The organism is Cellulomonas sp. HD19AZ1, assembly GCF_004535805.1.
GTDB lineage: Bacteria > Actinomycetota > Actinomycetes > Actinomycetales > Cellulomonadaceae > Cellulomonas > Cellulomonas iranensis.
In genome coordinates this window covers 296,257-310,732 of the sequence record NZ_SPHX01000006.1, presented here as the reverse complement: position 1 = coordinate 310,732, position 14,476 = coordinate 296,257, and the positions used below count along the sequence as shown (strand labels likewise).

At 76.2% G+C, this 14,476-nt stretch carries 12 protein-coding genes; 2 read left to right on the top strand and 10 right to left on the bottom strand.

Going from position 1 to position 14,476, the window contains the following annotated elements; genetic code table 11:
* Positions 1 to 12 precede the first annotated feature (12 nt).
* The 9 genes from E4A51_RS14630 to dacB form a co-directional block, all read right to left on the bottom strand.
* Positions 13 to 501 (bottom strand): DUF3180 domain-containing protein, encoded by a 489-nt coding sequence (locus E4A51_RS14630; RefSeq protein WP_070318854.1) that lies wholly within the window; start codon positions 499 to 501, stop codon positions 13 to 15.
* Positions 498 to 2,168: a 2-amino-4-hydroxy-6-hydroxymethyldihydropteridine diphosphokinase gene (gene folK, locus E4A51_RS14625; RefSeq protein ID WP_134852208.1), complete on the bottom strand. Its 1,671-nt coding sequence runs from the start codon at positions 2,166 to 2,168 to the stop codon at positions 498 to 500. Before folK ends, E4A51_RS14630 begins: the two co-directional genes overlap by 4 nt.
* Positions 2,165 to 3,040: a dihydropteroate synthase gene (gene folP, locus E4A51_RS14620; protein WP_082739766.1), complete on the bottom strand. Its 876-nt coding sequence runs from the start codon at positions 3,038 to 3,040 to the stop codon at positions 2,165 to 2,167. Before folP ends, folK begins: the two co-directional genes overlap by 4 nt.
* Before the next feature lie 163 nt (positions 3,041 to 3,203).
* Positions 3,204 to 3,809, bottom strand: coding sequence for a GTP cyclohydrolase I FolE (gene folE / locus E4A51_RS14615; protein WP_070318891.1), 606 nt, complete (start codon positions 3,807 to 3,809; stop codon positions 3,204 to 3,206).
* Between the two features lie 49 nt (positions 3,810 to 3,858).
* Positions 3,859 to 5,910, bottom strand: coding sequence for an ATP-dependent zinc metalloprotease FtsH (ftsH, locus tag E4A51_RS14610; RefSeq protein ID WP_070318853.1), 2,052 nt, complete (start codon positions 5,908 to 5,910; stop codon positions 3,859 to 3,861).
* 148 nt (positions 5,911 to 6,058) lie between these two features.
* A complete protein-coding gene (hpt, locus tag E4A51_RS14605) occupies positions 6,059 to 6,613 on the bottom strand; it encodes a hypoxanthine phosphoribosyltransferase (RefSeq protein WP_046530051.1) in 555 nt (184 codons plus the stop codon).
* Between the two features lie 3 nt (positions 6,614 to 6,616).
* A complete protein-coding gene (gene tilS / locus E4A51_RS14600) occupies positions 6,617 to 7,864 on the bottom strand; it encodes a tRNA lysidine(34) synthetase TilS (protein WP_134852207.1) in 1,248 nt (415 codons plus the stop codon).
* Between the two features lie 61 nt (positions 7,865 to 7,925).
* A complete protein-coding gene (locus tag E4A51_RS14595) occupies positions 7,926 to 9,011 on the bottom strand; it encodes a zinc-dependent metalloprotease (protein ID WP_087508397.1) in 1,086 nt (361 codons plus the stop codon).
* A 77-nt stretch (positions 9,012 to 9,088) separates the two neighbouring features.
* A complete protein-coding gene (gene dacB / locus E4A51_RS14590; protein ID WP_070320921.1) occupies positions 9,089 to 10,498 on the bottom strand; it encodes a D-alanyl-D-alanine carboxypeptidase/D-alanyl-D-alanine-endopeptidase in 1,410 nt (469 codons plus the stop codon).
* 146 nt (positions 10,499 to 10,644) lie between these two features.
* On the opposite strand from dacB, the gene E4A51_RS14585 reads away from it, so the two are divergent.
* Positions 10,645 to 11,142: an inorganic diphosphatase gene (locus tag E4A51_RS14585; protein WP_046530049.1), complete on the top strand. Its 498-nt coding sequence runs from the start codon at positions 10,645 to 10,647 to the stop codon at positions 11,140 to 11,142.
* Positions 11,143 to 11,241: 99 nt separating this feature from the next.
* Here E4A51_RS14585 and E4A51_RS14580 read toward each other — a convergent pair whose 3' ends face one another.
* Positions 11,242 to 12,711 carry an NlpC/P60 family protein gene (locus E4A51_RS14580; protein ID WP_134852206.1) on the bottom strand — a complete coding sequence of 490 codons (1,470 nt, stop codon included), beginning with the start codon at positions 12,709 to 12,711 and terminating at the stop codon, positions 11,242 to 11,244.
* A 432-nt stretch (positions 12,712 to 13,143) separates the two neighbouring features.
* On the opposite strand from E4A51_RS14580, the gene E4A51_RS14575 reads away from it, so the two are divergent.
* Complete coding sequence (locus tag E4A51_RS14575) at positions 13,144 to 14,469, top strand: bifunctional o-acetylhomoserine/o-acetylserine sulfhydrylase (RefSeq protein WP_046530048.1); 1,326 nt, start codon at positions 13,144 to 13,146, stop codon at positions 14,467 to 14,469.
* The last annotated feature ends 7 nt before the right edge of the window (positions 14,470 to 14,476 follow it).

The following is a 14,476-nucleotide window of genomic DNA, read 5'->3' as shown; positions in this document are numbered from 1 at the left end:
GCGGCCGTGATCTCAGCCCGCCGTCGGGTCCGGGTCGCGCGTCAGCGTCGGCGCGTCCGCGTCCGGCGGGGGGATGCGGCACCAGTGCTCGACGACCAGGCCCGCGACCGCGAGCGCGACCGCGCCGAGCACCGCGAGACCGGCCGCGCCGGCCCGCGCCGGGTTGCCCGGGACGTCCGCGTCGGTGAGCAGCGAGAGCGCCTGGCCGCCGTACCACCCGGTCAGCAGCGCACCCGTGTAGCACGCCGCCTTCGCGAGGACGACGGTCCGGGCGGCGCGCAGCGGGTTGAGGTCGGGGCGCCTGCCCTGCTGGAACTGCCGCACGGCCCAGCCCATCGACAGCACGACGCCCGCGATCACCAGCTCGACCGCGATCACGAGCCACGGCACCTCGGGCGGCGTCGCGGCCCCGCGGCCCACGAGCATCCGCATGGCCCACCACGTGACCGCGGCGACGCCCGTGGCCAGCAGGACCAGCGTGCCGCGACGGGTCGCGCTCACGGCAGCCGCGCCTCCCCCGGCCCCGCGCCGTCGCCGTCGGGCTCGGGGCTGGCGGCCGGCACGGGCGCCGTGAGCCAGTCGAGCGCCATCCAGCGCACCCCGTCACGGTCCGGCGCGGTCGCCGCGAGCTGCGCGACGGGCCCGCCCCCGAGACCGGGGAGCACCGCGTCGGGCTCGACCTGCGCCCACGGCTCCAGCACGAACGCGCGCTGGTGCGCGCGCGGGTGCGGCAGCTCGAGGTCGTCCGTCACGGCGAGCGTGTCGCCGTACACCACGATGTCGACGTCGAGCGTGCGCGGACCCCAGCGCTCGAGGCGCTCGCGCCCGTGGTGCTGCTCGACCGCGTGCACCGCGCGCAGCAGGTCCCGCGGCGCGAGCGTCGTGCGCACCACCAGCACGGCGTTGAGGTAGTCCGGCTGCTCGGGGCCGATCGCGGCCGTCCGCGCGAGCGGCGACACCGCGACCACCTCGATGCCGGGCACCGACGCGAGGTCGGCGACCGCCTGACGCAGCGTCTCCTGCGCCGGGCCGAGGTTGGCACCGAGCGCGAGCACCGCGCGCACCGGCGCCGCCGGGGGCTCGTCGAGCGCGTCGAGGACCAGCTCGCCCTCGACGACGTCGGCCACGGGCGCCATGAGCTGCGTGGCGGGGCCGTCGAGCGGCGGTGCCGCGGGGGTCTCGTGCGCCGGCACGTCGTACGCGGGCTGGTCGGACGCGGGCTCGGCGTACCGGGGCTCGACGTACGCGGGCTCGGCGTACGCGGACGCGTCGTACGCGGACGCGTCGTGCTCCGGGGCGTCGAACGGCTGCGCGTCGTGGTCCGGGAGGTCGACCGGGGCCATGAGCTGCGTGGCGGGGCCGTCGTCGTCGGCGTCGAGGTGGGCGCGCGGCGCGGTCGCGGGCGACGGGACCGGCTCCGAGGGGCCCGCGCCGAACGTGCCCGGGACCGGCCCCGTGGGGCCCGTGACGACGGGCGGCGGGACGGGGCCGGGCGCGGCCGCGGCGAGCGCGGTGGCCGCGGCCACCGCCGGCAGCACACCGGTCGGCACCGCACCCGACGGCGCCGGCACGACGACCGCGCCCACGCCGTCGGGGCCGGTGTCGGCATCAGCCCGCGCGGGCCCCGGAGCGGCGGCGACCACGGGCGCCGAGGCCGCGTGCGTCGGCCCGGTCACGGGCAGCGGCGCGGTCCGCGGGCGCACGTCGGGCTCGGGGTCGCGTCGCACGGCACCCGTCGGCGGGCGGTACGGCTCGGCGGCCGGCAACTTCGTGCGGTCGCGCCGGATCGAGACGACCACGTCCCCGAACGGCACGGTGATCGGCGCCTGCGGCTTGTGCAGGGCCACGTCCACGGCCTGCACGTGCGGACGCGCCAGCACCGTCGCGGCGATCCGCTCCGCGACCGTCTCGATGAGGTCCGCGGGCTCGCCCGAGAGGACCGCGGCCACGAGCTGCGCGACCTCGCCGTAGTCGACGGTGTGCGCGAGGTCGTCGCCCGCCGCCGCGCGGCGCGTGTCGAGGTGCACGACGACGTCCGCGACGAACGTCTGCCCCTCGCGCCGCTCGTGCGCGAACACGCCGTGGTACCCCGTCGCGCTGATGCCCGACAGCCGGATCTGGTCCAGCCGGCGCCCGCCGTCGTCGTGCACGTCGTCCTGACCGCTCACCGTGCTCCCTCCCGTGCGGCCCGCCCCGTCGCGGACCGTGCCGTCGTGCCCGTCGTCGCCCAGCCTGCCGTGCCGTCGCGTGCCGCGCGCCAGCGGGCCGCGACGCGCACCGCCGCGGCCGAGGCCGCGACCTCGTGGACGCGCACCGCCCACACCCCATCCGCCGCCGCGAGCGCGCTGATCGCCGCCGTCGCGTCGTCCCGCTGCGTCGGCGGCACGGGGACGCCGTCGGCGCCCGCGAGCAGGTGCCCGAGGAACCGTTTGCGCGACGCCCCCACCAGCACGGGGAACCCCTCCGCGACGAGCTCGGGCAGGTGCGCGAGCAGGGGCCAGTTGCTCGCACCCGCCTTGGCGAACCCCAGCCCCGGGTCGAGCACGACCTGCGCGTCGTCGACGCCCGCCGCCCGCAGCGCGGCGACCCGCTCGCGCAGCTCGGCCCGCACGTCCACGACGACGTCGTCGTACACGTCGTGGTCGTCCATCACGTCGGCGTGGCCGCGCCAGTGCATCGCGACGTAGGCGACGCCGGTGCGCGCGACCAGGTGCGGCATGTCGGGGTCGGCCAGGCCGCCGGACACGTCGTTGACGAGCACGGCGCCACGCTCGACGGCCGCGCGCGCGACCTCGGCCCGCGTGGTGTCGACGCTCACGACCGCACCGGCCGCCGCGAGGCGCTCGACCACCGGCAGCACGCGCGCGAGCTCCTCGTCGACCGGCACGCGCGCCGCGTCGGGCCGCGTGGACTCGCCGCCGACGTCGAGCAGGTCGGCGCCCTGCGCGAGCAGCGCGTGGCCGCGCTCCACCGCGGCGTCGACGCCGTACCAGCGACCGCCGTCGGAGAACGAGTCGGGGGTCACGTTGACGACGCCCATGACGAGGGCGCGCCCGAGGCGCTCGTGCGCGTCGAGCAGCCCCGACGGGCCACGGAGGAGGGAGCCGTGGTCGGTCACGGTGCGAGCCTAGGCGCTCGTCGCGGTGCGCGGGACCGTGCGGGTCCGCGCGCCGCGGCCCGACGCGGTGGCACGGCCGGGTCCGTCAGTGCCGGCCGGCCAGCAGGCTCATGGCCTCGGCGCGGGTCGCGACGTCGCGCATCTGGCCGCGCACGGCCGACGTGACGGTCCGCGAGCCGGGCTTGCGCACGCCGCGCATCGACATGCACAGGTGCTCGCACTCGAGGACGACCAGCACGCCCTTGGGGTTGAGCACCTCGACGAGCGCGTCGGCGACCTGCGAGGTCAGGCGCTCCTGCACCTGGGGCCGGCGCGCGTACACGTCGACCAGGCGCGCGAGCTTCGACAGCCCCGTGATGCGGCCGTCGGCGCCGGGGATGTACCCGACGTGCGCGACGCCGTGGAACGGCACGAGGTGGTGCTCGCAGGTCGAGTACACCTCGATGTCCTTGACCAGCACCATCTCCTCGTGGCCGAGGTCGAACGTGGTGGTCAGCACGTCGCGCGCGTCCATCGTGAGACCCGCGAAGATCTCGCGGTAGGCCCGGGCGACGCGCGCCGGCGTCTCCTGCAGACCCTCGCGGTCGGGGTCCTCGCCGACCGCGAGCAGCAGCTCGCGCACGGCACGCGCAGCACGCTCCTCGTCGAACGGCGCGACCGCACGGCCGCCCGCGTCGTGCGTGCGGGAGATGACCGAGCCGTCGTCGCCCGGCGTGCCCGTGACGTCGGTGGCGGCCACGTCAGCGCGGCCCGTCGGCGTCGGGGGTGCCCGCCGGGGGCAGCTCGACGACCGCGGTCGCCGGGTGCTCGGCGTTCGCCGCCGCGGCCTCGTCCTGCGGGACCACGGGGTGCCCGTTCTGCGCGGCCAGCTCGGCGGGCGTCATGACGGGCCCGCGGTCGGAGACCGCACGCTCGTCGCCCGAGAGCCACACGTCGCGCGGGGGGCGCTTGGTGATCGGCGCGAAGATCGCGGCGAGCTGCTCCTGGTTGAGCGTCTCCTTCTCGAGCAGCTCGAGGACCAGCGCGTCCAGCACGTCGCGGTACTCGACGAGGATCTCGCGGGCCTCGTCGTGCGCGTGCTCGATGAGCGCGCGGACCTCGACGTCGATCGCGCCGGCGATCTCCTCGGAGTAGTCGCGCTGGTGGCCGACGTCGCGGCCGAGGAAGACCTCGGAGGACTCCTGGCCGAGCTTGATCGCACCGAGCCGGGCGCTCATGCCGAACTGCGTGACCATCTTGCGCGCGGTCGACGTGGCCTTCTCGATGTCGTTGCTCGCGCCCGTGGTCGGGTCGTGGAACACGAGCTCCTCGGCGACGCGGCCGCCCATCGCGTACGCGAGCTGGTCGAGCAGCTCGTTGCGCGTCGTGGAGTACTTGTCCTCCTGCGGCATGACCATCGTGTAGCCCAGCGCGCGACCGCGCGGCAGGATCGTCACCTTGGTCACCGGGTCGGTGTACCGCAGCGCGGCCGCCACCAGGGCGTGGCCGCCCTCGTGGTACGCCGTGATCTTGAGCTCCTTGACGTTCATGACGCGCGTGCGCTTCTGCGGCCCCGCGATCACGCGGTCGATCGCCTCGTCGAGCGCGGCGTCGTCGATGACCTGCGCACCGCGGCGCGCGGTGAGCAGCGCGGCCTCGTTGAGCACGTTGGCGAGGTCGGCGCCGCTGAAGCCCGGCGTGCGCCGCGCGACGAGCGCGAGGTCGACGGCCGGCGCCATGGGCTTGCCCTGCGCGTGCACCGTGAGGATCCGCTCGCGACCCTTGAGGTCGGGCGGCTCGACCGCGACCTGGCGGTCGAAGCGGCCCGGGCGCAGCAGCGCGGGGTCGAGGATGTCGGGGCGGTTGGTGGCCGCGATGAGGATGACGTTCGTCTTGACGTCGAACCCGTCCATCTCGACGAGCATCTGGTTGAGCGTCTGCTCGCGCTCGTCGTGCCCGCCGCCGAGGCCCGCGCCACGGTGCCGGCCGACCGCGTCGATCTCGTCGACGAAGATGATCGCGGGGCTGTTCTCCTTGGCCTGCTGGAACAGGTCACGGACACGGCTCGCACCGACACCCACGAACATCTCGACGAAGTCCGAGCCGGAGATCGAGTAGAACGGCACGCCCGCCTCGCCCGCCACGGCGCGCGCCAGCAGGGTCTTGCCGGTCCCGGGCGGGCCGTACAGCAGCACGCCCTTGGGGATCTTGGCGCCGACGGCCTGGAACTTCGCGGGCTCGGCGAGGAACTCCTTGATCTCCTGCAGCTCCTCGACCGCCTCGTCGACGCCCGCGACGTCGGCGAACGTGACCTTGGGCGACTCCTTGCTCACGAGCTTGGCCTTGGACTTGCCGAAGCTCATGACGCGCGAGCCGCCGCCCTGCGCGTTCGACATCAGGAACCAGAACAGGCCCAGGATGATGATGAACGGCAGCACGAGCGTCAGCAGGCTGCCCCACCACGACGGCTGCGGGACCTTCGACGTGAAGCCGTCCTTGGGGTCGGCCTGCGTGATCGCGTCGACCACCTGGTCGCCCTGCGGCGTGACGTAGAAGAAGTAGACCTGCGTGCCGAGGTCGCCGTCCTGGTCGGGGTCCGGGTCGTACGGCTCCGCGAGCGTGAGGTCCACGCGCTGCGTGCCCTCGGTGACGAGGACCTGGTCGACCTTGCCGTCCTTGAGGAGCTCGAGGCCCGTGGACGTGTCGATCTGCCGCTGCGTGGGCATCTGCAGCATGCTGAAGGCGGCCAGGGACAGCAGGACGGCCAGGGCGACCCAGATGAAGGGGCCGCGGAAGAGACGCTTGACGTTCATGGGCGATCGGGGCCGGGCCCCTCAACCTCCGCTCGCGGGGACTCTGCCTTGAAAGTACACGGTGGACCTGGCAGGGCCCCGCGGTGTTCGCCCAGGGCACAGGCCGGGTGCGCGGCCGTGCCGCGCACCCGGCCGGGTGCCGTGCGCGTCAGCCCTGGTAGACGTGCGGCGCGAGCGTGCCGACGAACGGCAGGTTGCGGTACCGCTCGGCGTAGTCCAGGCCGTACCCCACGACGAACTCGGTGGGGATGTCGAAGCCGACGTAGCGCACCGGCACCTCGACCTTGGCGGCCTCGGGCTTGCGCAGCATCGTCGCGATCTCGACCGACGCCGGGCCGCGCGAGCGCAGGTTCGACAGCAGCCACGACAGCGTCAGGCCCGAGTCGATGATGTCCTCGACGATGAGCACGTGCCGGCCCGTGAGGTCGGTGTCGAGGTCCTTGAGGATCCGCACGACGCCCGACGACTTGGTGCCCGAGCCGTACGACGACACCGCCATCCAGTCCATCGACACGTTGCCGCGCAGGCGGCGCGCGAGGTCCGCCATGACCATGACGGCGCCCTTGAGCACGCCCACGAGCAGCAGCTGCTGGCCCGCGTAGTCGGCGTCGATCTGCGCCGCGATCTCGTCGAGGCGCGCGTGCAGCTGCTCCTCGCTCAGCAGGACCCGCTCGAGGTCGTCACCCATGTCCGCCGCGTCCACAGCTCACTCCTGGTCGTCGTGGTCGTCGTGCCGTGCCGCGGGGGCTCCCCGCCCGGCCGGGAGGGCGCCGCCGGAGATGTCCGGTGCGCCGGCCGGCCGCGTCGGCCGGTCCAGGTAGAGCCTGCCACACGCGCGCGTCGCGACCCGGCCGCCCGGCAGGTGGACGGGGCCCTGACCGTGCCAGTCGAGCACGAGCGCCTCGACCGCGAGCACGTGCGCACGGGTGAGCGCACCCGCCGGGCAGCCGACCGCCAGGGCCGCGTCGTGCAGCGCGCGCCGGCGCGTGCCGGGCAGCGCGGCGGCGAGCGTGGCGACGTCGAGCACGACCCCGTCGTCGGTCGCGCCCGGCCGGTCCGACGCACGACCGACGACGGGGTCGGCGGGCGAGCCGACGCGGGCGGCGGCGAGCAGGTGCGCCGCCGCGTCGTCGACGACGTCGGTCGCGTCGGCCAGCGCGTCGGCCGTGCGGGCGAGCGCCTGCGCGACACCCGGCCCGAGGACGCGCTCGAGCAGCGGCAGGACCTCGACCCGCACGCGGCTGCGCAGCGGCAGCACGGCGGGGTCGCCCGCCGACGGCACGGCCTCCCCCGCACCGGGCACGACCGGAACCGGCACGGCCTCCCCCGCACCGGCACCGGTCGTCGCGCCACCGTCGACGGGTCGGCCGTTCGTCGGGTCGTGCCACGGCACGAGCGCCTGCGCGGCGCACGCCGCCTCGGTGTCGACCCGCCGCAGCCCCAGCAGCGGGCGACGCCAGCGGCCCCGCACCGGGCGCATGCCCGCGAGCGCGCGCTCGCCCGACCCGCGCGCGAGGGCGAGCAGCACCGTCTCGGCCTGGTCGTCGAGCGTGTGCCCCAGCAGCACGGCGGCGGCACCGACCGCGTCGGCGGCGGCGTCGAGCGCGGCGTACCGGACCGTGCGCGCGGCACCCTCGGGCCCGCCCGCGGCCCCGACCTCGACCCGCACGACGCGCACGGGCTCCAGGCCCAGCGCACGGCACGCGTCCGCGGCGTCCTGCGCGACGTCGTGCGAACCGTCCTGCAGCCCGTGGTCGACCACCACCGCGCCGGCCCGCAGCGGGCGCCCCGCACGCGCGCGCACCGCGGCCTCCCACGCGAGCCCCGCCGCGAGCGCGAGCGAGTCCGCACCCCCCGAGCACGCGACCAGCACGGTCGCGCCGTCCTCGACGTCCGCGAGCGCGCGGCGCACCGCGACACGCACCGCCGCGACCGCGGGCGGCGGCCCGCTCACGCCCGACCCCGGGGCGCCGTCGGCCGCCCGGACCGGTGACGGAGCGGGCGCGGCGTGCGCGTCACCCGTGGACGCGGCGCACCCACGCGGCGGGGTCGCCGATCTCGGCCGCGCTCGGCAGCGCGTCGGCGCCCGACCACACCGCGTTGAGCCCGTCGAGCCCGACACGGTCGCGCACGGCCCGCACGAACGCGGCGCCGTCGCGGTACTGGGCGAGCTTGAGGTCCATGCCCAGCACGCGGCGCACCAGCCGGTCGAGGCCGGTCGCCCGCACGCCCGCGTCCCGTCGGCGCTCGAACGCCCGACGGATCGCCCGCACGCTCGGCACCACCGACGGGCCGACCGCGTCCATCATCACGTCGGCGTGCCCCTCGAGCAGCGACATCACGGCGCCCACCTCGTCGAACACGGCGCGCTGGCGCTCCGTCAGCAGGGACAGGACGCCCCCGTCGCCGTCGGACACCGCGCGCACCAGCGCACCGAGCAGGTCGTCGAGGCGCGGCAGGGTCGGGCGGTGCTCGGCGTCGGGGGCCAGGTCGGCGAGGTCGGACAGCAGCTCCGCCGAGCGCGCCCGCAGGTGGTCCGCGAGCCACGGCGCGGCCGCGAACTGCAGCGCGTGCGTCTGCTCGTGCAGCGCGACCCACAGCCGGAAGTCGGGGCCGTCGACGCCCATCTGACGTTCCGCCGCCAGCACGTTCGGCGCCACGAGCAGCAGCCGGCCCGGGGCGCCCGGGGCGGCCGTGAACGGGTCGTACTGGCCCAGGACCTTGGCCGAGAGCAGCGCGAGCACGCCGCCGACCTGTGCGCCGGCCGCGAGGCGGGCCGCGTCGGGGACGTGCACGGGGCTGCCGTCGCTGCGGGTCGTCAGCGGCTCGGCCATGACGCCGAACACCTCGGCGTTGGCGTGCGCCCAGCGCGCCCGGTCGACCACGAGGACGCGCGACACGGCGGCCGGGTCGCGGCCGTCCGCGGGTGCGATGCCCGCGGTGCCCGCGACGTGGCGGGCCGCGGTCGCCGCGGCGGAGCGCAGGCTCTCGACGAGGTCGACGAGCGTGGCGCGGTCGGCGACGGGTCCGGGTGCGGCGACCCGGCCGGCCAGGCGCGCGGCCGCGCGCCAGTCGACGGGGCCGCGGGCGGTGGGCTGCACCGGCTCACGGTAACCCGGGGCGCCGTGCGGTGCGGGTCGACGGCGCACGGCTGGCGGGAGGCCGTCGACCGGGACGCTCAGCGGCAGCCGCAGGACGCGAGCTGCGACACGAACGCGTCGACGGCCTGGCGCGGCGCCCACTGGCCGCCCTCGGGGGTCTGGTCGGCCATGACGACGAACACGAGCTGGCGCCGCTGCGCGTCGAGCGCCGTGCCCGCGAGCGACGTGACGTTCGGCAGCGAGCCGGTCTTGGCGCGCACGAGGCCGCGCGCGTCGGACGTCGTGTACCGCCCCGAGAGCGTGCCGCTGAGCCCCGCGACGGGCATCCCGACCGCGACGTCGCGCAGCGCGGAGTGCTGCGGGTCGGTCGTGAGGCGCACGACGTCGGCGAGCAGCGCGGGCGACAGCGACGAGCCCGCCGCGAGGCCCGACGCGTCGACCAGCCGCGCACCGGCGGTGTCGACGCCCAGCGTGCTCACCTGATGCAGCACGGCCTGCGTGCCGCCGTCGAAGCTCGCGGGCAGCCCGGCGTCGAGCGCGACGAGGCGGGACACGACCTCGGTGATGGTGTTGTCGGACGTCTCGAGGAAGTAGTGCACGACGTCGACGAGCGGCGCCGACTCGACGCGCGCGAGCTCGAGGCCGCCCGTGGCGCTGCCGCGGCGCGGCTTCCCGTCGACCGTGACTCCGGCCTCGGCGAGCCGCTGCGCGAACGCCTCGCCGGCCGCGAGCGACGGGTCGGGCGAGCGCGGCACGTACTCGCCGTCGCGCAGCTTGGCGATGTCCACGGCGAGCGCGGTCACCGGTGCGGCGAAGCCGTCCCGCACGTACGACGGGTCCCACCCGGGGCTCTGCGTCGGGCCGGAGAACAGCGTGTCGTCGACGACGAGCCGCACGGTCGTGACGCCCTGCTGCGCGAGCGCCGTCGCGGTCGCGGCCGCGAGGTCCGCGAGGCCCGCGTGCCCGACCGTCGCGGCGGGGTCCCCGGCGCCGGCGGCGAGCATCATGTCCCCGCCCCCGACGAGCGCGATCGTGCCGGCGTCGACGCGGACCACCGTGGTCGGCAGCGTCGTGGCCGGGTCGAGCGCGGTGAGCGCCGCGACGCCCGTGAGGACCTTGGCGGTCGACGCGGGCACGCGGCCGGCGTCGGGCTGGTGGCCGGCCAGCACCTCGCCCGTCAGCTGGTCGACGACGGTCACGCCGACGCTCGGCCCGAGGCGCGCGTCGGTGACGAGCGCGTCGACCAGCGCCTGGACCTGCGGCGCGGCGGGCAGCGGCGCCTGCGGGTCGAGGTCGCCGAGGACGCGCGGCACCGCGGTCGGCTCGACGGCACCGGGAGCGGTCGGGAAGGGCGCCGGGTCGGGCACCGGGGGTGCGAGGGTCACGACCCCGGGGACGACGTCGTAGGCGTCGGCGGTCGCGTAGGCGCCCGCCGCGAGCACCACGACGAGCGTCCCCACGCCTGCGACCCGTGCCGCTGTGGCCATCGTCACCCGCCCGTTCGTCCTGCGGTCCGGTACCGCCGCGCCGGTGCGTCAGACTACTGTCACCTGACGACGGCGCCGGGGAGACGACGCGCCCGCAGGTCGACAGACCCACCGCCACCGGGCGGGGAGCCGTGGAGGAAAGCACAGTGGAGTTCGACGTCACGATCGAGATCCCCAAGGGGCAGCGCAACAAGTACGAGGTGGACCACGCCACCGGGCGCATCCGTCTCGACCGGATGCTGTTCACCTCGACCCGCTACCCCGACGACTACGGGTTCATCGAGGGCACCCTCGGCGAGGACGGCGATCCGCTGGACGCGCTCGTGCTGCTCGAGGAGCCGACGTTCCCGGGCTGCCTGATCCGCTGCCGCGCGCTGGGCATGTTCCGCATGCGCGACGAGGCGGGCGGCGACGACAAGGTGCTGTGCGTCCCGACGGGCGACCAGCGTGCCGCGTGGCGGCAGGACATCGACGACGTGTCCGACTTCCACCGCCTGGAGATCCAGCACTTCTTCGAGGTCTACAAGGACCTCGAGCCCGGCAAGTCCGTCGAGGGCGCGCACTGGGTGGGGCGCGCCGAGGCCGAGGCCGAGATCGAGCGGTCGCGGCAGCGCGCGATCGACGCGGGCTACGACCACCACTGACGCCGTACGACCGACGGCCCGTCCCCCTCAGCGGGGCCGGGCCGTCGTCGTCGTGGGCGGCGTCGCCGCGCGTGGCGCAGCGCCGTCAGGGGCGCGCCGTCAGGGGCGGCCCGCGAAGGGCATCGTGCTGCCCCAGCGCATCGACGTCACGCGCACCGGGACGCCGGGCCGGGACGCCTCGACGATCTGCCCGCCGCCGACCCACATCGCGACGTGGTAGATCGTGCTGGGGTCGTTCGTGTTGCTCGCCCAGAACACCAGGTCGCCGGGTCGCAGCTGGTCGTAGCCGATCTTCTGCACCTGGCGGTACTGGTCGCGCGACGTCCGGTTGATGCTCACGCCCGCGGCCTTCCACGCCTGGCCGGTCAGGCCCGAGCAGTCGAAGCCGTCGGGGCCGTTGCCGCCCCACACGTAGGGCAGGCCGACCTTGGACCGGGCCCACTCGACGGCGGCGGCCCCCGAGGCGGCGGAGCCGCGCGAGGAGCCGCTGCCCGCGCCGGGCGCGGGGGCCGGTGCCGGAGCCGGAGCGGGCGCCGGAGCCGGAGCCGGCGCGGGCGCCGGAGCGGGGGCCGGAGCGGGCGCCGGCGCGGGGGCCGGTGCCGGCGCCGGGGCCGGGGCCGACCCGCCGCTCGACCCGCCCGCGGGCGGGTTGGCGGGGGCCGGGTTCGCCGGCGCGGGCTGACCGCCGGCGGCGGGCGCGGCGGGGGGCTGCGTGCGCACGGTCTGCGCCGCTGCCTCCGCCCGCGCGCGACGCTCGGCGTCGAGCGCGTCCTGCCGGGCGCGCTCGACCTCGGCGCTCGTCTGGCGGGCCGCGGCGAGGGCCGAGATGAGCCCGTCGCGCTCGGCCTGGCCGGCGGCGAACGACGACGTGGCCTCGTCCTGGGTGCGCTCGGCCTCGTCGAGCGCGGTCTGCGCGGCGGCGGCGGCGGCGTCGGCCTCGGTCGCGGCGGTGGCGGCGCGACGCTCCATGGTCGACGCGACGAGCAGCGCCGCCTGGTACTCCTGGACGGCCTCGTCCGCCTTGGTGGTGGCCTGGGTGAGCGACGTCGTGCGCCGCGCGACGTCCTGGAAGCCGTCGGCGGACAGCGCGGCCTCGATGAGGTCGGCCGAGCCGCCCGTGCGCGAGAGGTGGCGCGCGAGCGCGACGAGCCGCTGCCGCGCCTGCTCGGCCTGCTCGGCGGCCTCGGTCGACCGGTCGGCGGCGTCGCGGGCCCGGGTCTTGGCGGCGTCCGCGTCGGCGACGGCCTGCGTGTACGCCTCCCCCGCGCTCTGGACGGCGACCTCGGCGGCCTCGGCGGCGGACGCCAGCTCGGCGAGGCGCACCTCCATCTGCGCGACCGAGCGCTGCGCCTGGCCGACCGCGGCGCGCGCGTCGCGCACGTCGTCGTCCGACGGCACGGCGGCGGCGGGCGACGCGACGAGGCCGAGCGTCAGCAGGCCCACGGGCAGCAGGGCGAGGCGTCCGCGCGCGCGGGCGCCGAGGGGTCGACGAGCGGCGCGGTGGCACGCGACGTCGACCGTCGCGGCGCGGGCGGCGGGGGTCTCGGCGGTGGGGTCCGGGTGGCGCACGCTCGCGACGCTACCCGGAGGACTCCCACAAGAGAACACCTGTCACACGCGTCCCAGAAGTCACATCGTTGTGGTTCGGGAGCAACTGGACAGACCTCGTCCGCCGACCGGGTGACGGGGCCGGCGCGGGGCCGGGAGAGCCCGCCGGGCGGCCACGCGACGGCACGTGGACGTCTCTGATGATGAGACGGCCGTGTCGAAGTGCGGGACGGGGGACGTACTCTCGGCGGCATGATCCGTCGAATGTGTCGCTGACCAGCGCACGTTCGGCATGCCTGCGGCCGGTCGTCCCGACGTCGGGACCCGCCCGCACCCGCCGGCCGCGACCCGGCACGTGCGCACCCCCTGACCCCCCGCGGGGCGGGCGTCGGCGCGCGCTCCTCGGGTGACCCACCCCCACCGTCCCCCGGCACCACCCCTGAGGAGCACACCGTGAGCAACGAGAGCTGGAGCTTCGAGACCCGCCAGATCCACGCGGGCCAGACCCCCGACCCCGTCACCGGGGCACGCGCGCTGCCGATCTACCAGACGACGTCGTTCGTCTTCGACTCCGCGCAGCAGGCGGCCGACCGGTTCGCGCTCAAGGAGCTCGGGCCGATCTACACGCGCATCAACAACCCGACCCAGGAGGTCGTCGAGAACCGCATCGCGGACCTCGAGGGCGGCGTCGGCGCGCTGCTCGTCGCGTCCGGCCAGGCGGCCGAGACCCTCGCGATCCTCAACGTCGCCGAGGCCGGCGACCACGTCGTCGCGTCCCCCAGCCTCTACGGCGGCACGTACAACCTGCTGCACCACACGCTGCCGCGCCTCGGCATCGAGACGACGTTCGTCACCGACCCGCACGACGCGCAGGCGTGGCGCGACGCGATCCGCCCCAACACCAAGCTGTTCTTCGCCGAGACGATCCCGAACCCGCGCGCCGACGTGCTCGACATCGAGCTCGTCGCGGGCGTCGCGCACGAGCACGGCGTGCCGCTGGTCGTCGACAACACCGTCGCGACGCCGTACCTCGTGAACCCGCTGCGGTGGGGCGCCGACGTCGTCGTGCACTCCGCCACCAAGTACCTCGGCGGGCACGGCTCGGCGATCGGCGGCGTGATCGTCGACGGCGGCACGTTCGACTACGCGCAGCACCCCGAGCGGTTCGGCAACTACAACACGCCCGACCCGTCGTACAACGGCCTGGTGTTCGCGCGCGACCTGGGCGTCGGCGGCGCGTTCGGCGTGAACCTGTCGTTCATCCTCAAGGCGCGCGTGCAGCTGCTGCGCGACCTGGGCGCCGCGATCAGCCCGTTCAACGCGTTCCTCATCGCGCAGGGCATCGAGACGCTGTCCCTGCGCGTCGAGCGGCACGTCGCCAACGCGCAGCGGGTCGCCGAGTGGCTCGAGGCGCGTGACGAGGTCCGGCACGTGCACTACGCCGGGCTGCCGTCGAGCCCGTGGCACGCGAACGCGCAGAAGTACGCGCCGCGCGGCGCGGGCGCGGTGCTCGCGTTCGAGATCGACGGCGGCGCGGAGGCCGGGCAGGCGTTCGTGTCGGCGCTCGAGCTGCACTCGAACGTCGCGAACATCGGCGACGTGCGCTCGCTCGTCATCCACCCCGCGTCGACCACGCACAGCCAGCTCACCCCCGAGGAGCAGGCGCTGTCCGGCGTGACGCCGGGCCTCGTGCGGCTGGCGGTCGGCATCGAGCACGTCGACGACATCCTCGCCGACCTCGAGGCCGGCTTCCGGGCGGCCAAGGGCGCCGGGGCCTGAGACCCTG

What these genes read in the sequence shown, in the direction of transcription:
- folP (WP_082739766.1), bottom strand. Translation starts at nt 3,040, where the DNA reads ATGGGCGTCGTCAACGTGACCCCCGACTCGTTCTCCGACGGCGGTCGC.
- ftsH (WP_070318853.1), bottom strand. Translation starts at nt 5,910, where the DNA reads ATGAACGTCAAGCGTCTCTTCCGCGGCCCCTTCATCTGGGTCGCCCTG.
- dacB (WP_070320921.1), bottom strand. Translation starts at nt 10,498, where the DNA reads ATGGCCACAGCGGCACGGGTCGCAGGCGTGGGGACGCTCGTCGTGGTG.